Consider the following 19,649-nt stretch of genomic DNA (forward strand, 5'->3'; position numbering starts at 1 on the left):
GGCACGACCGCCAGCACGGGCACGGCGCGTCATGCCAAACCCCTGGGCAGGGTGTTTTCCGGATCAAACAGACAAGGCGGACAAACCGTGGCACAGACGGTTTCGCCAATCAGCAATACTTCGAGCTCGGAGCCTCCGGCGACATGTTTCGGGTCAATATAGGCCATGGCGAGGTTTTTGTTGGTGCGATACCCCCATGAAGCCGAAGTGATCGAACCAATCGGGACGCCATCCAAAAACACGCCTTCACCGGGCTGGGCCGGCCCTTTGGTGCTGTGGATCTCCAGAATAACCCTCTCTTTACGGTTACCTGCCTTCTTTTGTGCCAACAGACCGGGTTTTCCGGGGAAGTCCTTGTGCTGATTGACGAACCGCGAGAGTCTGGCTTCGATTGGATTGAATTCGGTGATGAAATCACCTTTCCAATGGCCATACCCCTTTTCAAGCCGCATCGAGTCAATTGCGAACATACCAAAATGCGACAGGCCGAATTCAGCGCCTGAATTGGCAAGGATTTCATAAGCGGCATAAAGCTGGGTGTTGGGGATGTGCAATTCGAACGCCTGTTCGCCGGAATAGCTAATTGCAATGGCTAACGCTTCGACATACCCGATGAAAACGCGCTGTGCGCTGAGCCATGGGAAGTCAGCTTGCCCCCATTTTGTACACCGAGAAACCGAGGCCAGCAGGTCACGGGTTTTAGGTCCCGCCACGACCAGCATCGTATGCGTATTGGTGCGGCTTTTGATCCGAATGTCCGACCCTTCTGGTAACCGCTCGGTCAGCCAGTCCATATCATGGTATTCTGCTGTCGCAGCAGACCCATAGAAAACTTCTCCTCCCGGCAGGGGCACAATCGTCGCCTCACCCGCGATATTGCCTTTGGGTGTTAGGTAATAACACAGGCTTGCTTTGCCCGGCTTATTCGAAACTCTCGAACAGGTCAGGCTGTCGAGCCATTCCAACGCCCCAGTTCCGGTAATCCGGTAGTGATTGAAGCCCGACAGTTCCGCTAGTCCCACATTGGTTGTCAGCGCCCTTACCTCAGCCCCGACAACATCATGCCAGTTCTGAAAGGTATAGCCATGAGTCGTTTCGAAATCGGCACTTGGTCTATAGAATTCCGCACGCTCCCATCCATTGACGACGCCAAACTCGGCCCCTTTGCCTTTGAGCACGGGATACAGCGGAGACGTTTTGGCGGGGCGTCCTGCGGGGCGATGTTCATGCGGCAGGTGCCAGCGGAATTCGTGCTGGTAATCTTCGATGGATTTCAACGCAGTAAATTCGGTGTTGGCAAAGCTGGTAATACGACGGGGATCAAGCTGCCAGCTATCCCATTCAGTTTCCCCGTGCACCATCATTTGCGCGATCATCTTGCCGTAACCGCCCCCTTCGCCAATCCCCACACGCAAGCCATTCATTGACCAGCAATTGCGTAGGCCGGGTTGTTTGCCAACCAGTGGACCTGCATCCGAGGCATAGGAGATCGGCCCATTGACCACCGATTTGATACCGACCTCCTGCAGGCAAGGAAGGCGCTCAAAGATTGGCTCCATCTTGGGCAAGAGACGATCCAGATCGTCCAGGCACAGGGCGTTGACAAAATCCGGGTCTATCCCGTCCATGCCAAAGGTTTTGCAATCATGCTCGTAAATACCGACCAGCAGCCCCTTCTTTTCCTGCCGCATATAGAATGTATCACGTGGACAGCGCACCATAGGCACACGATCCGGGCGGTCGACCAATTCCGGGATATCTTCGGTGACAAAATACATATGCTCCATCGCGATCACTGGATATTTGATGCCCATCAGCGCACCTACCTCATTGACCCGATAGCCCGCGGCAATCACAATATGTTCGGCGGTGATTGTGCCATTGTCGGTGGTGACCAGCCATTCGTCATTGGGCAATTGTTTCAGCGCCGTGACGGGTGTGTTCCGGTGAATGGCGGCACCTGCCTTACGTGAACGCGCGGCCAGGGCCTGACACAGTTGCGCCGGATCAATATCACCGTCTTTCTCATCCCACATGACCGCCAGAACTCCATCTGTGTTCAGCAGCGGATTGCGCCGCTTTGCTTCGGCGGCATCCAGCAGGTCGAATTCGATCCCCAACCCTTTGGCAACGGAAAGAATGTGATGCACCTCATCCACATGGGTCGGGTTGGTCAGCAGCCGCATCCCGCCCGTGGCATGATGATAATTGATCGGATAAGTCGGATCGTCAGCCAATTCCTTATACAATTTGATCGTGTAGTCGCGCAGCAAAAGCAGCAGTTGATTGAACGCAACGCTTGGGCACTGGGCCGCCGAGTGCCAGGTCGTGCCTGAGGTCAGCTCATTCCGTTCGAGCAAAACCGCGTCGGTCCAGCCCTCCTGACAAAGGTGATAGAGCGCCGACAACCCGCCGATACCTCCGCCAATAACAACCACACGTGCATGGCTTTGCATCACCCATCTCCAAAAAATCTAACTTCGTTGAACTATCTGTGTGTTCCTTTGTTTTGAAAATCAGAAAATTTAAAATACAAAAATCAAAAAAAATGAATTAGGAATATCAATGGATACCAGCCTGAAAGCGTTGCGATATTTCATGGCCGCTGCCAACAGCGGCAGCATTACCGAAGCTTCCAAACAGATGCATGTGGTGCCGTCTGCCATCTTGGCAGCGGTCAATCAGGTGGAAGATGCCTTTGGATTGCAATTAACGGTGCGACATCGCGCAAAAGGGATCGCACCCACGTCGACCGGGCAAATTCTGATGCCACGTATTCAGCATCTGTTGGATGAATACGAAACCCTGATGAGCCAGGGTGCTGAGATGCGCACTCATTTGGTTGGAACTTTAACGGTGGGTTATTACGCCCCCGTGGCACCGGCATTTTTGCCCGGAATCGCGCAGTCGCTGCTGGTCGAAAACCCGCGCGTCGACATCAAATTCATCGAATGTGATAGCAACTCCGCCCAGGCCGGGTTGCTCAGTGGCGAATTTGACGTGATCCTTAGCGTCGCTGAAAGCTTAGCGCCCGGCGTGACCTATGAAACCCTGATCGACGTGCCCGCCTATCTTCTGGTTCCTGAAAAGCATGCCTTCGCATCCCAAGCCAGTGTTTCGCTTTCGGATTTGAATGACCAAGCCATGGTTCTTCTCGATCTTCCTGTTATCAGCGATTACTACAGCCGGATGTTTGAGCAGGCCGAAGTCGCGCCAAATATCGTCTGCACTGCAACAACGCTGGAAATGGTACGAAGCTTGGTCGGCACAGGCGTCGGATGCTCGCTGCTGCATATGCGTCCGAAAACGCAACTGACCTACTCTGGTCATCGTATCGTGGAAATCCCCTTACACCCCGCTGTTGACCCCTTGAAAATCGTTCTTGCATATTTGCCGAACAATCCGCGACGCGTCGTAAAATACTTCACCGACAGTCTGCGGGATTTGTTTGCAGAATCCGATGTCGACCGCTTGTTGGTCGCACCTTCGGACTCTGAATAACCGATCCTTTTTTTCAAAGTCCTCTGTACCTCTGGCAAAAAAGTCAAACGACGCTCTGTTTCACCGGCGGAACGCGCGATTGCATCCCAACTGACATGGTCGCCGTGCTGAGCCTGCATGCGCCTGATCCGGAATCTGTCGCGGATCCGTAGCTTTCTTGGCGCGCTGCGACCCCCTGCCTGACTAGCCATCGCCCAACCGACATCAATAAAAATGCGGCAGGTTTTTCTCACGCGCCGCACGGACCCAGTTGGGCACAAACGGAATTATTTTGTCTTGTGAGGGCACCATGATCTCTACGAAGTTCGCCCCCGGGTTGGCTATGGCTTCTGACAGGATTGGCTCGATATCAGCCTCTGAGGTGATACGAGCCGTTTTAAAGCCGAAACCTTCGGCCACCTTGACATAATCGACGGCCCCGAAATCGGTGCTCCAAGGTTCATCAACGTCATCAAGCAGGATTGCTTCGCCGCGAATCCAGCCAAACGCATCGTTACGGGTCAGGATCACGGTTACGTTCTTGCCCGACCGTTTGAGGGTTTCCATATCTCCGATCACAAAACCAAAAGACCCGTCCCCAGTGAATGAGATTATCGGGCCGTCATTGGCATAAGCCGCCCCGATACAGGCGGGAACCGAGTATCCCAGGGCACCCATCGAATAATTGGTGATGTAACGACGGCCGGGTATGCGAAAGGTCAACAGCGCTGATGGATAGATCGCGCTGACACCCGGTTCCGAGGTCACCACCGCGTCATCAGGCATGATTTTGTCCAGCACCTGCGACAGCCGCACGGGTGACAGTGTGCCTTCGGGCATGGGGATGTTTGAGTTGAAGACCTTATCGAGCGCGGTCTTTTTGACGGGGTTCAAATCAACTCTGGGCCGGTCAAGGTTGGGGTGCTCAGCCCGGATAATCTCAACCATATATTCAATGCTGGCGCGCGCATCGCCCACCATACCGACCTGCACCGGAAAATTGTTGCCAACATGGGCTTCGGCAATGTCGAGATGTAGGAAGGTCTTGCTGTTTGGGTCGCCATACAGCTTCCAGTGATCAGTCGCCGCGCTGTCCGTGTTTGAGCCGATGAAAAAGATCGTGTCGGCCTCATGGACGTATTGATTTGAATATTCCATGCCGCCCCGACCACCGATCACACGCAGAGCCAGAGGATGATCTTCGGGAATGGTGCCTTTGCCCGGCGTAGTGGTTCCAACGGGAATTTGCAGCAGTTCTGCCAATTCTAAAATGACATCCGACGCCTTGGAAATAAGCCCTCCCTGCCCGCAGACGATGGCCGGTTTTTCCGCCTTGATCAGAATATCAATGGCGGCGCGAATCTTCCCATGATCCGCGACGGGACGATGGGCCGGATAATGGCTGTATTCAGGCTCTGCATAAAGATCGCCGATCTCGGCCTCTTCGCCATAAATGTTGATGGGCACCCGGATATGAACCGGCGCAGGGCGCCCCGACGTTGCCACGCGGAAGGCACGGCGCAACAAAAAGGGGATGTCCTTTACATTTGTCAGGACAAAGCTTTCCTTGCAAATACTGTCATAGAGCCTGGTTTGATCGACCCCGGTCAGCCCATGTTTCTTGTCCTGATTGATCGGGATGTCCGAGCTGAAAAAGATTACCGGAACCGAGCTGAGGAATGCCTCGGTGATGCCGGGTGTGCAGTGGGTGATGCCCGGGCTTGGGGCCTCAAGAACACAAGGACGTCCAGTGATTTTGGCATAGGCCTCAGCCGCGTAGGAAGCTGTGCGTTCATCGCGTGTCAGAACAAACTCGATATCGCTGTGGGCGCGCCATTCCTTGTACCAGCCGATTGTCGTTTCACCGGGCAGACCGAACACATGGCGTACGCCGTGAAGTTCCAGCATCTTCAGGATGACCTGCGCGCCGTTCATCCGCATGGGACCTGCCGGATTCACCATTGTATTCTCCGCTTCGAGCGTTGCTTGATTGAATTGTCGACAATTAATTATACAATATTGCCGACCAGTCAATACTCAGTTCAAACTTCGGCAAAAACCTGTTAGTCCAAAGCCTGATCCTTGCCGTAGGGAAACCGGATGACAAAAACCGAAGATCGTGTTGGCCGCGTCTATGACCTTGTGCGCAAGATGGCCGAGAACTTTGAGTTCAAACCAGAATCCCAGATCAACGAAGTTGCGCTGGCGAAAAGCTTTGGCACAAGTCGGACGCCCGTCCGCGAAGCACTGAACCGTCTGGTGGCCGAAGGGTTTTTGACCTTTCAAGCCCGACGGGGGTTTTTCTGCCGCCCGCTGAGCCCCTCTCAGATTCTGTCCCTGTACGAAGCCAGAATTGCGGTTGAGACAGAAGCCGTGCGGCTGGCCATTCGTAAATCCTCGGATAGCCAGCTTGAAGCATTGCTTGAGACATTGCGCAGGGTTCTGACCGAATATGATCAATGCAAAGACCCCGGACGCTTGCTGGAATTGGATGAACAATTCCATGTGGACATTGCCAAAGGGTCCAAAAATCAGGAACTCGTGCGCATTCTTGAAAACCTCAATGCACGCATCCGGTTCGTCCGTCTCATTGACCTGAAGCATGCCTATCTGAACGGAGGGGCTGATACTGCAAGCAGCCGGATTCCCAGCCACAGCACGATCATGCAGTATATAGCGAACCGAGAAGAAAGTGCTGCGGTCGACACCATCCGGAAACATATCGAACGTCGACGCGAGGAAACTACCGAAGCCGTCGCCAAAGCGTTTGCCGAAATCTATATTGTTGATGACGACGCATAAAGTGATTGAACGGGGCTAGGACTATTCGCCTGATAGACAGGATTCAATGATGTCCTGAACCAAAATCTCAACCGCCCGCCTATGGACCACCGACGGCCGTGTGGCGAGGTAAAAGGTCGAGTTCCAGTTCAGTTTGTCCGGTGCAAGCTCTCTGAGTCGATCGCGGTGAGCCCAGGTCTCGATAAAGTGAACCGGAAGTGGCCCCAAATAGTGCCCGGTTTCAATCATCATTGCCATCGCCTCCATATTTGCCACGACAGCTTTTGGATGGACAGTCTGCAGCACCGGCGAAACCAGAATGTTATAGGATCGCTGACAGATTTGGTGTTCCGAGATTACATCCAGATCAATCTGATCGTCCGGCAAATCAAACAGGGGATGATCCCGCCCGCAATACAGGCGATGCTCTTCTTGGCACAGTTCAGTATAGGTCAGTTCCGAAACCTGATTGCGGAAGGGGGCGATTGCTACATGCAAGTCCCCAGTAATCAGTTTCTGTGTCAATTCCGTAGGCGATGCGACGACGACCTCAAGCTGTACTTCATTGGGCCGGTCCAGAAAACGCTTGAGAACCTGCGCCAGATTTAGCTCGGCCAGAGTATTGACCGCATCGACGGTTCCAATCCGCAGGTCCCCTGTAATGGTCCCGCGCAATTCCAGCAATTCTGCATCGAAATCGCGGGCACTGCGCAGGATGTCCCCGGCTTTGCGATAGGCGATTTCCCCCCGTTCAGTCAGGCGAAACCCGCCTCGACCGCGTTCGCATATCCGATAGCCAAGCGCCGTTTCCAGATCGCGGATTCGGATGCTGATTGCTGATTGCGTAATGCCCAACGCATATTGCGCATCCGTAAACCCGCCGCATTCAACAACCGTCACGAAGGTCTCGAGCAGAGTATTTCTGAGCAGTTTCAATGCCGAATTACCTTTCGGGAGTTGTCGCGCAAATTTACATTAAAACTTCTCATGTGAACATAAACAAGATGATATTTTTTTGCGTATTTTTCTATGCTGTCCTGATCCCTGAAGACCAAACCCAATAAGGCAACAGGGAAGAAGCCAACATGACCTTAACCTCTCGTCCCCTCAAGATAACTGCCGCAGCTGCATTGCTGGGCCTGACCCCTCTCGCGGCTTTGGCCGAAGACTGGAAGTTCGCAATCGAAGAGATTCCCGGCTCGATCATGGATGCCTACGCGCAGGAGTTCAAATCCCGCATCGAAGCCGCGACCGATGGCGAAGTAACTGTGACCGTCTATCCGATGGGTACACTGGGCACGCCCACCGAAACGGTTGAACAGGCCGCTGACGGCGTTATCCAGTTCACCAATGTGTCGATTGGCAATCTGGGCACCGTGGTGCCTGAAAGCCAGGTTTTCTTGCTGCCGTACCTTCTGCCCTCTGATCCGGCGGCGATCTCAAACATCCTGAGCGGCTCGGAGACCATCTATGGCCCGCTGAACGATGATTTCCGCCAGCGTGGTCTGGAAGTCATGACTATGTATTCCGAAGGGCCGCAGGTCTGGACCACCAACCGCGAAATCCGGACACCAGAAGATTTCGACAACTTCAAGATGCGGGTGATGGTGTCGCCGATATTGCTCGAGACCTACAAGAATATGGGCGCCAGCCCGACCCCGCTGCCATTCGGCGAAGTGTTCGGCGCGCTGCAACTGGGTGCAGTTGACGGTCAGGTCAACCCGATCCCGACCATCGAAGAAATGAAGTTCTACGAAGTCACCAGCCACCTGATCTGGGCTGGCGAGCAAGAGCTTGTCACCACCGTCGTGGCCGGTTCGGACTGGTTCGAGACCCTCAGCCCCGACCGTCAACAGTTGGTGCGTGACACCATGGCCGACATGACCGGGTTCATTGATGGCGTCGTCACCGATTTCAACCAGCAGCGTCTGGACATCATCAAAGAAGCCAAGCCTGACATCGGCCTGGTCGTTCTGACTGAAGTAGAGCGTGATGCCTTCCGCGCCCGCAGCACGGACACCTCTTCCGCCTATGTCGATACGGTCGGCGACCGTGGTCAGGAATTGCTGAACGCGTTGCAGGCGGAACTGTCGGGCAACTGATCCCTCCCGCCCACTCAAAACTACCTCACGCGCCTTGCGCGTGAGGGCTTTCAAAGGGAGGAAATCATGCAAAGCAATACTGTCGCTCCCTTCGGCTTGTTGGGAAAGATCGACGCCGTCATCGGGCGGATCGAAATCTGGATCTTGGGCTGGGGGATCACTCTGATGGCCGTGAACACGATTGCCAACGTCTTTGGCCGGTATGTGTTCAACCAGTCCATCTATTTCTCGGAAGAGCTGAACGAATTCCTGATCGTGATCGTCACCTTCATGGGGCTGGGCTATGCCACCCGAAAGGGCATTCATATCCGTATGTCGGCCATCTATGACGCGCTGCCTATCAAACTACGCAAAGGCCTGATGGTCGTGATCGCCACCACCACAGCCGTCGTGATGGCCGTGCTCGCCTGGTACGCGTTTGAATATGTGCAGAAAGTCGCCTCGCGCGGGCGGATCACCCCGGCGCTGCAGCTACCGCTTTACCTGACCTATGTCTGGGTGGTGATCGGGTTGACACTGGCCTCGTTCCAATACCTTCTGACTGCAATCCGGAATCTGAACTTCGCAGACGAGGATGTCTATGTCTCGTACCTCGAAATTGACAGCTATGAAGATCCGGAAACAGCGTCAGCCATCAAGAAATTCCAGGATACTGCGGAGGCAGACAAATGACCGAGTTGATGCTGGCTGTAATGATCGTTCTGCTTTTGGCAGGCTTTCCAATGAAAATGCCGTTGATTTCAGCGGCGGTGCTGGGGTTCCTCGTCTATTTCCCCGAGATGAACATGCAGATCCTGATCCAGCAGATGATCGGGGGTGTGAAACCGGCCGCGCTGATCGCGGTGCCGATGTTCATTCTGGCTGCTGACATCATCACGCGGGGCCATTCCGCCAACCGGCTGATCGACCTTGTGATGAGCTTTATGGGCCATATCAAAGGCGGTCTGGCCATTTCCGTCACTTCGGCCTGCGCCCTGTTCGGCGCAGTATGCGGATCAACACAGGCGACAGTGGTGGCCATTGGTGGTGCGATGCGGCCGCGGATGTTGAAATCGGGTTATAGCGACAGCTTTTCGATCGGGTTGATCGTAAACGCCGCTGATCTGGCCTATCTGATCCCGCCATCCATCGGCATGATCATCTATGGCGTGGTCTCGGGGACGTCAATTTCTCAGCTTTTCATCGCGGGCATCTTGCCCGGGTTGCTGATTGTGGTGTTATTCTCGGCTTATTGCATGGTGTACGCTTACCGACACGATATCCCTGTGCTGCCTCGCGAGGGGTGGGGACAGCGCCTGATCGCGCTGCGCAAGGCCCTATGGCCGATGGGATTTCCGGCGATTATCGTCGGGGGTATCTATGGCGGCGTGTTCTCACCCACCGAAGCGGCGGCGATCTGCGTGCTTTATGCCGTCATTCTTGAGGTGGTGATATTCCGCTCGATCAAGATGGGTGATTTGTTTGACATAGCACTGTCCACCGGGGCTATCACCTCGGTCGTGTTCATCCTGATTGCCGCCGGTGCCGCCTTTAGCTGGACGCTGAGCTTTGCGCAGGTACCACAGACCATAATCGCAGCTCTGGGACTGGAACAGGCCAGCCCGCTTATGGTGCTGCTGGCGATCAACGTGGCGTTTTTTCTCGGCTGCATGTTCGTCGACTCGATCGTGGTGATCCTGATCTTGGTTCCCATTTTCACGCCGATGATCAAGGCCAGCGGGTTGGATCCGGTTCTGGTCGGTGTCCTGATCACCCTGCAAGTCGCCATCGGTGCCGCCACGCCACCCTTTGGCTGCAACCTGTTCACCGCCATCGCCGTATTCCGTCGCCCCTTTGTCGAGGTGGTTCGCGGTGTGCCGCCCTTTTTGATCATCCTCTTGGTTGTGACCGGGCTGCTGATGGCTTTCCCTCAAATCGCGCTGTTCCTGCCGGAACTGGCGTACCGATAAACCATAAGAAACGGAGAACTCATGTCGGGTCATGGATATGAAGATGGTCGTCTGAACCTGCCATTTGTTGGCATCGCGACCTTTGGCAAAAAGCCTTATGTCGAGAATTGGGATAAAATTGACGCCGATGTCGCCGTCCTTGGCGCGCCATATGATTTTGGGTGCCAGTATCGATCCGGCGCCCGTTTTGGGCCGCGCGCCGTGCGCGAGGCGTCCACCCTGTTCAGCTTTGGTCACGCCGGAGCCTATGATCACGAGGATGATGCGACCTATTTGGCCAGCGATGTGCGTATCGTCGATCTGGGCGACGCCGACATCATCCACACCAAGACCGAGGAAAGCCATGCCAACATCGAATATGGCGTGAAGAAAATCCTCGATGCGGGTGCTCTGCCGGTGACCATCGGTGGCGATCACTCAATCAACATTCCCTGTATCCGTGCCTTTGCAGAGGATTGCGCAAAGAACGGACCCATCCACGTGGTCCAGATTGACGCGCACCTGGATTTCGTGGATGAACGCAAAGGCATCACCGAAGGTCACGGCAACCCGATGCGCCGAGCAATCGAAAAGGATTACGTTTCGGGCATGACCCAGTTGGGCATCCGCAATGTGTCCTCGACCGCGAAAGAAGGTTATGAGGATGCGCGGGCGCGGGGCTCTGATATCCTGTCGGTCCGTCAGGTCCGCAAACTGGGAACCGAGGGCGTTCTGGATCGTATCCCCGAAGGTGCACGCTATTATGTCACCATAGATATCGACGCGTTCTGCCCGTCGATTGCACCCGGAACAGGTACCCCCAGCCATGGCGGATTTCAGTACTACGATGTTCTCGAAATTGTTCAGGGGCTCAGCAAACGTGGCAATGTAGTTGGTATTGATCTGGTCGAGGTCGCCCCCGCCTATGACCAGACCGAAAGCACGCAGATTCTTGCGGCGCAACTGCTGCTGAACTTCCTCGGGTTCATTTTCCACAACCGGAAATAAGGTCCCTCCCCGTCAGTCCGGCGCGCAGAAACTCTTCAAATTGGCGCCGGGCTGCGACCTTCCATTCGCAGATTTTCATCCAATGCCCCTACCCCAGGTAGTCTCGCAGACTGGGCGGAGGATTGTCGAATAGATACCGGGTGGGCGCTGGGGGATGTGCTTTTTCATCAGCAACAAGAATAGTCTGACAGGCAATACGGCGCGCGTCCTGCGGGTCATGGCTGACCATAAGCAGGGTTGTTCCTGTCTCGGTCAGCAACCCGGCCACAAGATCAAGCATTTCGGCCTTCAGCGCAGGCCCTAGCGCAGCAAACGGTTCGTCCAACAACAACATCTGACGGCGCTGTACAAGAACCCGGGCCAGAGCGACCCGGCTTTGCTGCCCCCCAGAAAGCTCGGCTGGCTTACGATCACCCAGACCCGACAAGGCAACCCGATCCAGTGCGAACTGGACCTCTGAGCGTTCGTCAATGGATAGGCGTCCGTTCGAGCGTAGGCCCAAAGAGATATTCTGTTCGACCGTCAGGTGCGGAAATAGATTGCCATCCTGAAACAGCATGGCCAATGGGCGCTTGCCCGGGGCGAGTTTGGATATGAGATATCCGTCCCAGAAGATTTTTCCCTGTTTGAGGTCACGAAACCCGGCAATCGCCTCAAGCAGCGTCGACTTACCTGCGCCGGACGGCCCAATAATGGCTATACTAGCACCGGCCTCGACGGCAAAATCAGCCCGCAACGAAAATTTTCCGTTCTCGATTACGCAGCCATCAAGTTTCAGCATGCAACCGCCCTCCGCGATCCAATAGCCAGAAGGCCCCCATTGAAAGCAACAACAGCAACAGCGCCGCACCGGCCGCCGCTTGCATCTGATACGCGCCCATCAATCGGTAGATCTGCAAGGGCAAGGTCGCGATCTGTGGATCGGCGAACAGGGCAATAACTCCCAGATCTCCCATCGACAACGCGGCTGACAAACCAGCGGCAAAGCGGATCTGTGGGTGCATCCGGGGCAGCAAAACACGCGTAAAAAACGTTCTCTTGTCCATATCCAGCGACAGGGCAAGCCGCCCGTGCCGCACCACCACATCATGCGCCGCTGGTACTAGAATGCGCAGAGCGAAAGGCAAGGCCATGACAGCATTCACCAGCGCGGTTACCGGCAAGGCCAGTGTAACCGGGTTGGCCACAGGACGGATTAGGATGAACAGTCCCGTGCCAATTACCAAAGGCGATGCCGCCAGCCCCAGTATACCGCTAAGCTCGACAATCCCGTGACGACCGGTTGCCACCGCCATGGCCATGGGTAGAGCGAGTATCAACAAAACAATGGTACTCGTGGCTGCGACCAAGACCGAGATCACCGCCGAACGGAATACCAAGGCAGGCATCTCGAACAGCCCGGTAAGCCCGGATATCACCACTGCAGCCAAAGGAAGAAGTAGAAACGCCGCCGCGACTCCGATCCAGCACGCATCGACCGCGGGCGCGCCACCGTCCCATCGCCGTATGGTTCGATCCAACCCTGCTCCGAACCCATCACCGCGCGAGAACTTCAAAGCGGCCAACGCGGCAACAGCGGTCAGGGCCAGCTGCAACCCGGATAGCAGCGCTGCGCGGCCAAGATCGAAATCATAGGTGAAAGATTGATAGATCGCGAGTTCAAGTGTCGTTGCGCGGGGGCCCCCGCCAAGGGTCAGCGCGACAGCAAAGCTTGTCAGGCAAATCGCGAATATAACGGCAAGAACGCCCGGCAGGATACGCCGCAGCATGGGCAGTTCGATCAAGCGGAACATCGTAAAGCCGTCGCACCCCAATTGCGCGGCCAGACGAAACCGTTCTGCTGGGATTTCCTGCCACGCCTGCAGGATCAGGCGCGTGGCCAGAGGCAAGTTAAAGAATACATGGGCAAGAACTACCCCGTGCAAGCCGTAGATGCGCAATGGCGGCAGACCAAACAGCCCTAAGATGTCAGAAATCCACCCAGCACGACCAAAAACCTGCAACAGCCCAAGGATCGCTACAATGACCGGTAGGATAAAGGGGGCACCCAACAAAGCGATCAAGGCCGACCGCCCACGAAACCGACGCCGGGCAAGCGCTCGCGCGACAGGAATAGCCAGCCCTGCGCTGAACAGGGCAGACAACACCGCCTGAACCAGCGTAAAGCGCAACGCCGCCCAATCGGCCGGGCCGAACCCGCCCGCTGTATCAGCGCGCAGGGCCACCGCGGCCAAAGTGCCCAATATCAGCGCAGCAACCAGTGCCGCTGCGCCAACACCCGGCCAGGGGCTTACTGGCTGAGCGCGCCCAGCCATTCCGCAAGCGCCTGATCCCGAACGGCAGCGGCTTCGTCCGGTGTGAACAGCAGGGATTTTTCCGGCGTGATCAGCGTGTCAAACCCTTCGGGCAGACCCGCAGCAGGAGTTACCGCCGGATACATCCAGTTGGTGGTCGGGATGATCTGCTGGAACGTGTCCGAGACCATGAACTCCAGAAATTGATCCGCCAGTTCGGGCTGATCGCTACTGGCCAGCTTTGCCGCAACCTCGACCTGCATATAGTGCCCTTCGTCAAAGGCCGCCGCCGCTTTGCTTGCATCCTCTTCCGCGATCAGGTGATAAGCGGGCGATGTGGTGTAGCTGAGCACCATGTCCGCTTCACCCTCAAGAAACAGCCCATAGGCCTCGGACCAGCCTTTGGTCACGGTCACGATATTATCGGCAAGCCCGGCCCAGATTTCGGGCGCTTCGTCACCATAAGCTGCCTTGACCCACAGCAACAGCCCCAGACCCGGAGTGGACGAGCGCGGGTCTTGGATAATGATCTTGGACTCACCCTCGGCCAATTCACGGAAATTGGCAGGTGCCGCTCCATCTGCGTTATGGACAAAAGCAAAATAGCCCCAGTCATAAGGTGCAAACACGTCATCCGGCCATTCAATCGGCAGGGTATAATCGGCACTGACCGAATTCGGGGCGAACAAGCCAGTTTCCTTGGCCGCCGAAATCAGGCCGGTGTCCAGCCCTAGTACGACATCAGCGTCTGTGTTTTCACCCTCAAGCCGCAGGCGTGACAACAGCGCTGCACCATCCTCGACACCCACAAGGTTCAGATCGCAGTCGCACACTGCCTCGAAAGCCTCTTCCACTTTGGGGCCGGGACCCCAGTCTGAGACAAAGCTGTCATAAGTGTAAACGGTCAGCTGAGGTTTATCGGCCGCGACAGCCGCTGTTGCACTCAGAAGTCCCGCAGCAATCATCAGATGTTTCATGTCATCCTCCATTGCGGCGAGAGGGCAAGGTGGATGAAACCGCTACCTTTCCCTCCGCCGGTTCTAGCCGGTTCAGGTTCTACGGGTTCGCCAATGGCATCTCAGCGCGGCAGGCCACGCACCCCGAGGTGAGGATGTCAGTAGGTCGGAACGGAATAAAAGACAACCAATTTAATCGGTCTGAAGATCAGCCATTGATCCTGTCCGCTCCAGCGGCGTTCGGCCGGTAGAATTCGCGGTACCATTTGACGAACTCGGCCACACCTTCCTGGACCGAGGTTCTGGGCTGATAGCCAGTCAGATCCTGAAGCAGTGACGCATCGGCCCAGGTGTCAAGCACATCACCGGGTTGTCTGGGCATCATGTTCTTTTCTGCCGTGATGCCGGTGGCGGCTTCGATGGCTTCGATGAACGCAGTCAGCTGCACGGCATCATTGTTGCCAATATTCACCACCCGATGAGGGGCCACTGGCGACAAACTGTCCCCTTCGGGGACCTGACCGTCTGCGGGGCGCATTGGCACAGCGTCCATCAGCAGGCAGATCGCCTCGACCAGATCGTCGACATAGGTAAAATCGCGTTTCATGTTCCCATGATTGTAGACGTCAATCGCCTCGCCCTCGAAGATCGCTTTGGTGAATTTAAACAGCGCCATGTCCGGACGCCCCCAAGGCCCATAGACAGTGAAAAAGCGGAACATGGTGATCGGCAGATCGAACAGATGGGCATAAGAATGGGCCATGTTTTCGGTCGATTTCTTGGTGGCCGCGTAGAACGATATCTGATGGTCGGCGCGCTGCGTTTCCTTGTAGGGCATCTCGGTATTGGCGCCAAAGGCCGAAGAGGTAGAAGCCAGCAGCATATGTTTGGGCGGATGTACCCGCGCCGCCTCAAGAATTTCAAAGGTTCCGATTACGTTGCTTTCCAGATACGAGCGCGGGTTTTCGATTGAATACCGCACCCCGGCCTGCGCAGCCAGATGGATGACATAGTCAAACCGGTGCTCTTCGAACAAACTCATCATCAGACCCGGAGTTTCAACCTTGCCAATGACCGGCGTAAAGTGCGCACCATTAGGTTCATGCGTCAGCATGTCATGGCGGGTCTCTTTCAAAGAAACATCGTAGTAGTCGTTCAGGGCATCTAATCCCACCACGCGATAACCTTGGGCAAGCAGCAGTTTGCTCAGATGAAAGCCGATAAAGCCGGCCGAACCAGTAATGAGAACGCACTGCATAATGTTGCCTTTGTTAAAAATCATGGTGTTCCTCGGCTATTTAGAGCGAGATTAATGGAAGTTTCCACCACAGAAATCGCAGGTCACGTTCTTCTCTTCTACAGCCGCATCTTTTGAACACTGCGTAAATCCTGTCTCTCCGCAGGTCTGACGTCGGCAAACTCACAGGCTATAACCACTCGCCATGCGCATATTTGACGCGCATGTTTGATGCGACTATCCTTGCTCATGAAAGGGCATGTCAGATGAACGTTCAATCGCGCAAACCAACCAATCTGTCATTGGACAGCACATTGCTGTCCGAGGCCAAGGCTTTAAAGGTCAACCTTTCCCGCGCAGCCGAGGAAGGTGTTCGTATTGCGGTCGCCGCGGCAAAAGCCGAACAGTGGAAAGCTGAAAACGCCGAGGCCCTCAAAAGCTCGAACGACTATGTTGAACAGCATGGTCTGCCGCTGGACCAATTCAGACAGTTCTGATGCCAAAATACGATGTTTTTCCGAACCCGTCCGGCGAAGGTTACCTGCTGGACATCCAAACCGATCTGCTTGGCGACCTGAATACGCGGGTTGTAGCGCCTTTGATGCAGTTGGCAAAAGCCCCAAAACCGGCAACCCGGCTTAATCCGGTATTCACTATTCAAGGTGAACAGTTTGCCATGGTCACCCAGTTCATGGCCGCGGTTCCGGTTGGAGTTTTAAAATCGCCAACCGCAAACCTGAAAGACGAGGCTGATCGGGTCACGGTTGCCATAGACATGCTTATGCAGGGTTTTTGACAACCGTGAAGTACCGTAGTTCGAATAGATCTGAAAACCTTCGTCAGCCGTCCAGACCCAGAACTTTGATGGCACCCAGAAGGCGGGCGATTTCCTGTTCGGTGTTATAGTGACAGAACGAGATGCGGATGCAATCCGACAGACCCAGCGGTGTAAGAACATTGCCGGAATAGTGATCGGCCTTGCGTGTATGGGTGCGGATACCCTGTTGGTTCAAAATCTCCACCACATTTTCCGAAGCGTGCCCGTTGACCACAATCGACACCAATCCTTCGCGCGCGGGATTGTCTGCCCCGGCCAGAATGGAGACGTGGGCCATATCGCGCAGGCCCGGCAGATTACCGGTCCCATTGATGGCAGCGTTGGTCAGGTGCGTCTCATAGGCATGAATGGCGCGACCCGCGGCCTCGATCCGCTTGCGCGGCTCGGTCTCGTCTGACACTTCTCCACCCAGCCAGTCAAAATAGGACACCACATCTGACACGGTCGCGTAAGACCCGGTGTCACGAGTACCGAATTCCCAACCCCTCGCAGGCGCGTCGATCAGCATGTCATGCGGCGTGGTGGTCAGTTTGTCGGAAATCCAGGCAATGCCGTAGCCATGGCGCGAAAACACCTTATAGGGCGAGATCGCATAGCCATCGACATTGTAGACATCCAGATCCAGCTGCCCGTGGGCGGCGTGCTGAATGCCATCAACAATGATCAAGCATTCCGGCGCCACTGCCCGGATCGCGGACGAGATCGCCGCGACATCCATGCCCATACCCGTCACGGGCGAGGCGTGCAGGATTGTCGCCACCGCCACGTCCGGGGTCATCCGCGCGGTGTAGTCCTCGGGCGTGACCAGACCGGTTTCGTCGTTATGCGGCACGTTTACGTAGTCCAGACCGGCAATCTCAGACCAGCGACGCGCGGCGCTGCGCGTGGCGGGGTGTTCGATCGACGACCCGATCACTTTGGCACCCTTGGGTGCGGCCAGACAGGCGGTGCGGATCATCCGAAACAGCAATTCGGTCCCGCTTTCTCCTGCAAAGAACTGCCCTCCCGAGGCGTTCATGAGGACCGCCAGATCATCCTTGGCCTTGTTAATCACATTCTGAGTTTCCTGCCCCGCCGGGTTGATGCGTCCTGGATTGTCGGGGATCGCAGCGTAAAAGGCCGAGGTGTCAGCAACGGATTTCAACGTCAGCGCACCGCCAGCGTTTTCGAAAAAGATACGCTCGCCCTGAAACGGGCAACTATCAACATGGGCAAACCGGTCGCGAATGGCGTCGATAAGGGTGGGGTTATTCTGGATCATAGTTCAGTCCTGTAAGTTGTCAGGGCGCGCGGCTTGTGATCATGCCGCTGGGTGCGGCGTTGGCGATGGGCCTGACGGTCAATATGTCGTAGCATTCAGCGGGGCTCAGCAATTGCTCAACATCCGCACAACCCGTCATCGCCGCCCTAAGCGCAGGGATGACGCGTTTGTCCAAATCAGTATCCACCAACTGGTTCACCCATTTGGTCAAGGTCTTATCAGCCATTCGAATGCCCCAATACAGCATTTCTGCAATCCAAGGATGATACGGCGGAATAGCTAAGTCTGGCGCATTGACGACATCACAGTGTCTGCCACCGCCATCGCTCGTCAGTGGCGGTCCGCTGGCTATCATCACTAGAACGCCCAAACGCAGAGACAGAATTCGACTGGTTGACCTACCACGACTGAGGGGATTCTGCATTTATCAATGAAGAATAATATCCCCAAAAACCCACACTTGATGGCTGTAAACAAATAAAATCGGCTTTCCTGAGTTGCATTTGTCCGAATTTGTGGAATTATAGAGCAAATGACAACGAGAATCCCTAATCCAATGCCGCGAGAACACAAAAGCCTAAAAATTCAGGATTGGATTGCTGGCTCAAGCGGTCCAACTCGCACTGGCCATCTCAATCGTGGTTTCGACCCAAACACCACAGATGCGCAAGGTCTGGAGAGGGCAACTAATTGGAAAAATGCGATCCCGATTAGGTCGAATGCTCAGCCAAGGTACCTTTTCAACGCCCATTTCGATCAAAATATTGCGTCCCCAAACACGTTCACAGGAACCGTAGCTACGGCCGGGTTTCATATAACGTTTTCAGAACTACTAAAACCATGGCTCCACAATTCATAAACAGACAGGACGAACCCGGATGCTGAATCCAAAAAGCTCGAAACCGACGGTAACGGCCGATCTGATTTCGCATGCGATGGCGGTTGCTGATTTGGCCAACACTGCTGCCCGAGGGTATTTTCGTGGAAAACTGGGTGTTGAGTTCAAGTCGGATGAAAGTCCGGTGACACAAGCCGACAAGGGTGTCGAGGCGCAGGTACGCACCTATCTGGAACAACATTTTCCGGATCATGGCATCTTTGGCGAAGAACACGGGTTTGAGGGGCAGAATTGCCGTGAAGTCTGGATCATTGATCCGATCGACGGCACAAGGTCATTCCTTTCAGGGCATCCGCTGTTCGGCTTTCTGCTCGGGCACCTGGTCGATGGAAAGCCGGATATCGGCGTGATCGGTATGCCTGCGTTGAACGAAGTTTTCACGGGTGTTCCCAGTCAGGGTGCGACGCTGAACGGAGATATAATTACAACCTCGAACCAAAAGCGACTGGATCAATCCATTCTGTTTGTGAACGAAGGCGACAAGATCTACCGCGATCACCCTTCGCTTTTCGCAAAACTGATGCAATCCGGGCAGACCCGCCGTTTCGCATATGATTGCTACCCGCACGCCCTACTTGCAGCGGGGCATGTGGATGCGGTGGTTGATTATGACCTGCAGCCCTATGACTTTTTGCCTGTTCTGGCCGTGATTGAGGCTGCAGGGGGCGTCATGACCGACTGGGAAGGCAAGCCGCTCGACCTGAAGTCTGACGGTCGAGTGATCTCGGCAGCGACATCCGAATTGCACGCGGAATTGCTGAATCTGGTGAACGGCTAGGATTAGGGTGCCGCCCGGACGCGAGCGGCACAGGTGGACCGGGCGGCGCGTGTGGGCGATGCGATCGAGACCGGCACCGTGTTCATGA

At 55.4% G+C, this 19,649-nt stretch carries 18 protein-coding genes and 1 riboswitch; of the genes, 9 read left to right on the plus strand and 9 right to left on the minus strand.

Annotated elements, in window-relative coordinates:
- Positions 1 to 29: 29 nt before the first annotated feature.
- Positions 30 to 2,456, minus strand: a complete 2,427-nt coding sequence (locus RUE5091_RS21565; RefSeq protein WP_058284010.1) for a GcvT family protein — start codon at positions 2,454 to 2,456, stop codon at positions 30 to 32.
- Positions 2,457 to 2,565: 109 nt separating this feature from the next.
- Between RUE5091_RS21565 and RUE5091_RS21570 the strand changes: the two genes are divergently transcribed.
- Positions 2,566 to 3,501 carry a LysR family transcriptional regulator gene (locus RUE5091_RS21570; RefSeq protein WP_058284011.1) on the plus strand — a complete coding sequence of 312 codons (936 nt, stop codon included), beginning with the start codon at positions 2,566 to 2,568 and terminating at the stop codon, positions 3,499 to 3,501.
- Positions 3,502 to 3,705: 204 nt separating this feature from the next.
- Here the strand turns inward: RUE5091_RS21570 and RUE5091_RS21575 are convergent, their stop codons facing one another.
- Positions 3,706 to 5,442: a thiamine pyrophosphate-binding protein gene (locus RUE5091_RS21575; protein WP_058284012.1), complete on the minus strand. Its 1,737-nt coding sequence runs from the start codon at positions 5,440 to 5,442 to the stop codon at positions 3,706 to 3,708.
- Positions 5,443 to 5,580: 138 nt separating this feature from the next.
- On the opposite strand from RUE5091_RS21575, the gene RUE5091_RS21580 reads away from it, so the two are divergent.
- Positions 5,581 to 6,282: a GntR family transcriptional regulator gene (locus RUE5091_RS21580; RefSeq protein WP_058284013.1), complete on the plus strand. Its 702-nt coding sequence runs from the start codon at positions 5,581 to 5,583 to the stop codon at positions 6,280 to 6,282.
- A 21-nt stretch (positions 6,283 to 6,303) separates the two neighbouring features.
- Here the strand turns inward: RUE5091_RS21580 and RUE5091_RS21585 are convergent, their stop codons facing one another.
- Positions 6,304 to 7,197, minus strand: a complete 894-nt coding sequence (locus tag RUE5091_RS21585; protein WP_058284014.1) for a LysR family transcriptional regulator — start codon at positions 7,195 to 7,197, stop codon at positions 6,304 to 6,306.
- 149 nt (positions 7,198 to 7,346) lie between these two features.
- On the opposite strand from RUE5091_RS21585, the gene RUE5091_RS21590 reads away from it, so the two are divergent.
- The 4 genes from RUE5091_RS21590 to speB all read left to right on the plus strand — a co-directional run bounded on the left by RUE5091_RS21590 (position 7,347) and on the right by speB (position 11,299).
- Positions 7,347 to 8,363, plus strand: coding sequence for a TRAP transporter substrate-binding protein (locus tag RUE5091_RS21590; RefSeq protein ID WP_058284015.1), 1,017 nt, complete (start codon positions 7,347 to 7,349; stop codon positions 8,361 to 8,363).
- 66 nt (positions 8,364 to 8,429) lie between these two features.
- Complete coding sequence (locus tag RUE5091_RS21595; RefSeq protein ID WP_058284016.1) at positions 8,430 to 9,035, plus strand: TRAP transporter small permease; 606 nt, start codon at positions 8,430 to 8,432, stop codon at positions 9,033 to 9,035.
- Positions 9,032 to 10,312 carry a TRAP transporter large permease gene (locus tag RUE5091_RS21600; protein WP_058284017.1) on the plus strand — a complete coding sequence of 427 codons (1,281 nt, stop codon included), beginning with the start codon at positions 9,032 to 9,034 and terminating at the stop codon, positions 10,310 to 10,312. The genes RUE5091_RS21595 and RUE5091_RS21600 overlap by 4 nt, the downstream gene beginning before the upstream one ends.
- Before the next feature lie 21 nt (positions 10,313 to 10,333).
- Positions 10,334 to 11,299 (plus strand): agmatinase, encoded by a 966-nt coding sequence (speB, locus tag RUE5091_RS21605; RefSeq protein ID WP_058284018.1) that lies wholly within the window; start codon positions 10,334 to 10,336, stop codon positions 11,297 to 11,299.
- Between the two features lie 88 nt (positions 11,300 to 11,387).
- Here the strand turns inward: speB and RUE5091_RS21610 are convergent, their stop codons facing one another.
- From RUE5091_RS21610 to RUE5091_RS21625, 4 genes are all read right to left on the minus strand, one after another.
- A complete protein-coding gene (locus RUE5091_RS21610; RefSeq protein WP_058284019.1) occupies positions 11,388 to 12,080 on the minus strand; it encodes a thiamine ABC transporter ATP-binding protein in 693 nt (230 codons plus the stop codon).
- Entirely contained in the window at positions 12,067 to 13,614 is a 1,548-nt protein-coding gene (locus RUE5091_RS21615; RefSeq protein WP_058284020.1) for an ABC transporter permease family protein, read from the minus strand. The genes RUE5091_RS21610 and RUE5091_RS21615 overlap by 14 nt, the downstream gene beginning before the upstream one ends.
- The gene (gene thiB, locus RUE5091_RS21620) at positions 13,590 to 14,570 is read right to left on the minus strand and encodes a thiamine ABC transporter substrate binding subunit (RefSeq protein WP_058284027.1); all 981 of its coding nucleotides are present in this window, start codon (positions 14,568 to 14,570) and stop codon (positions 13,590 to 13,592) included. The genes RUE5091_RS21615 and thiB overlap by 25 nt, the downstream gene beginning before the upstream one ends.
- A 31-nt stretch (positions 14,571 to 14,601) precedes the next feature.
- A riboswitch (TPP riboswitch) is annotated at positions 14,602 to 14,706 on the minus strand.
- A 51-nt stretch (positions 14,707 to 14,757) separates the two neighbouring features.
- A complete protein-coding gene (locus tag RUE5091_RS21625; protein WP_058284028.1) occupies positions 14,758 to 15,807 on the minus strand; it encodes a GDP-mannose 4,6-dehydratase in 1,050 nt (349 codons plus the stop codon).
- Between the two features lie 245 nt (positions 15,808 to 16,052).
- On the opposite strand from RUE5091_RS21625, the gene RUE5091_RS21630 reads away from it, so the two are divergent.
- Complete coding sequence (locus RUE5091_RS21630) at positions 16,053 to 16,283, plus strand: type II toxin-antitoxin system CcdA family antitoxin (protein ID WP_058284029.1); 231 nt, start codon at positions 16,053 to 16,055, stop codon at positions 16,281 to 16,283.
- Positions 16,283 to 16,582 carry a CcdB family protein gene (locus RUE5091_RS21635; RefSeq protein WP_058284021.1) on the plus strand — a complete coding sequence of 100 codons (300 nt, stop codon included), beginning with the start codon at positions 16,283 to 16,285 and terminating at the stop codon, positions 16,580 to 16,582. Before RUE5091_RS21630 ends, RUE5091_RS21635 begins: the two co-directional genes overlap by 1 nt.
- 43 nt (positions 16,583 to 16,625) lie before the next feature.
- Here RUE5091_RS21635 and RUE5091_RS21640 read toward each other — a convergent pair whose 3' ends face one another.
- Both RUE5091_RS21640 and RUE5091_RS21645 read right to left on the minus strand, forming a co-directional pair.
- A complete protein-coding gene (locus RUE5091_RS21640) occupies positions 16,626 to 17,885 on the minus strand; it encodes an aminotransferase class V-fold PLP-dependent enzyme (protein ID WP_058284022.1) in 1,260 nt (419 codons plus the stop codon).
- A gap of 19 nt (positions 17,886 to 17,904) precedes the next feature.
- On the minus strand, positions 17,905 to 18,111 hold the full coding sequence (locus tag RUE5091_RS21645; RefSeq protein ID WP_131726361.1) for a hypothetical protein: 207 nt from the start codon (positions 18,109 to 18,111) through the stop codon (positions 17,905 to 17,907).
- A 652-nt stretch (positions 18,112 to 18,763) separates the two neighbouring features.
- Between RUE5091_RS21645 and RUE5091_RS21650 the strand changes: the two genes are divergently transcribed.
- Positions 18,764 to 19,561 carry an inositol monophosphatase family protein gene (locus RUE5091_RS21650; protein WP_058284024.1) on the plus strand — a complete coding sequence of 266 codons (798 nt, stop codon included), beginning with the start codon at positions 18,764 to 18,766 and terminating at the stop codon, positions 19,559 to 19,561.
- The last annotated feature ends 88 nt before the right edge of the window (positions 19,562 to 19,649 follow it).

The organism is Ruegeria denitrificans, assembly GCF_001458295.1.
Classification (GTDB): Bacteria; Pseudomonadota; Alphaproteobacteria; order Rhodobacterales; family Rhodobacteraceae; genus Ruegeria; species Ruegeria denitrificans.

Excerpts from the sequence above, each read along its gene's own strand:
- RUE5091_RS21600 (WP_058284017.1), top strand. The coding sequence starts at position 9,032 with ATGACCGAGTTGATGCTGGCTGTAATGATCGTTCTGCTTTTGGCAGGC.
- RUE5091_RS21590 (WP_058284015.1), top strand. The coding sequence starts at position 7,347 with ATGACCTTAACCTCTCGTCCCCTCAAGATAACTGCCGCAGCTGCATTG.
- RUE5091_RS21575 (WP_058284012.1), bottom strand. The coding sequence starts at position 5,442 with ATGGTGAATCCGGCAGGTCCCATGCGGATGAACGGCGCGCAGGTCATC.
- RUE5091_RS21645 (WP_131726361.1), bottom strand. The coding sequence starts at position 18,111 with ATGGCTGATAAGACCTTGACCAAATGGGTGAACCAGTTGGTGGATACT.
- RUE5091_RS21625 (WP_058284028.1), bottom strand. The coding sequence starts at position 15,807 with ATGCAGTGCGTTCTCATTACTGGTTCGGCCGGCTTTATCGGCTTTCAT.
- RUE5091_RS21610 (WP_058284019.1), bottom strand. The coding sequence starts at position 12,080 with ATGCTGAAACTTGATGGCTGCGTAATCGAGAACGGAAAATTTTCGTTG.
- RUE5091_RS21565 (WP_058284010.1), bottom strand. The coding sequence starts at position 2,456 with ATGCAAAGCCATGCACGTGTGGTTGTTATTGGCGGAGGTATCGGCGGG.
- thiB (WP_058284027.1), bottom strand. The coding sequence starts at position 14,570 with ATGAAACATCTGATGATTGCTGCGGGACTTCTGAGTGCAACAGCGGCT.
- RUE5091_RS21615 (WP_058284020.1), bottom strand. The coding sequence starts at position 13,614 with ATGGCTGGGCGCGCTCAGCCAGTAAGCCCCTGGCCGGGTGTTGGCGCA.
- RUE5091_RS21580 (WP_058284013.1), top strand. The coding sequence starts at position 5,581 with ATGACAAAAACCGAAGATCGTGTTGGCCGCGTCTATGACCTTGTGCGC.
- RUE5091_RS21630 (WP_058284029.1), top strand. The coding sequence starts at position 16,053 with ATGAACGTTCAATCGCGCAAACCAACCAATCTGTCATTGGACAGCACA.
- RUE5091_RS21650 (WP_058284024.1), top strand. The coding sequence starts at position 18,764 with ATGCTGAATCCAAAAAGCTCGAAACCGACGGTAACGGCCGATCTGATT.
- RUE5091_RS21635 (WP_058284021.1), top strand. The coding sequence starts at position 16,283 with ATGCCAAAATACGATGTTTTTCCGAACCCGTCCGGCGAAGGTTACCTG.
- RUE5091_RS21570 (WP_058284011.1), top strand. The coding sequence starts at position 2,566 with ATGGATACCAGCCTGAAAGCGTTGCGATATTTCATGGCCGCTGCCAAC.
- speB (WP_058284018.1), top strand. The coding sequence starts at position 10,334 with ATGTCGGGTCATGGATATGAAGATGGTCGTCTGAACCTGCCATTTGTT.
- RUE5091_RS21640 (WP_058284022.1), bottom strand. The coding sequence starts at position 17,885 with ATGATCCAGAATAACCCCACCCTTATCGACGCCATTCGCGACCGGTTT.
- RUE5091_RS21595 (WP_058284016.1), top strand. The coding sequence starts at position 8,430 with ATGCAAAGCAATACTGTCGCTCCCTTCGGCTTGTTGGGAAAGATCGAC.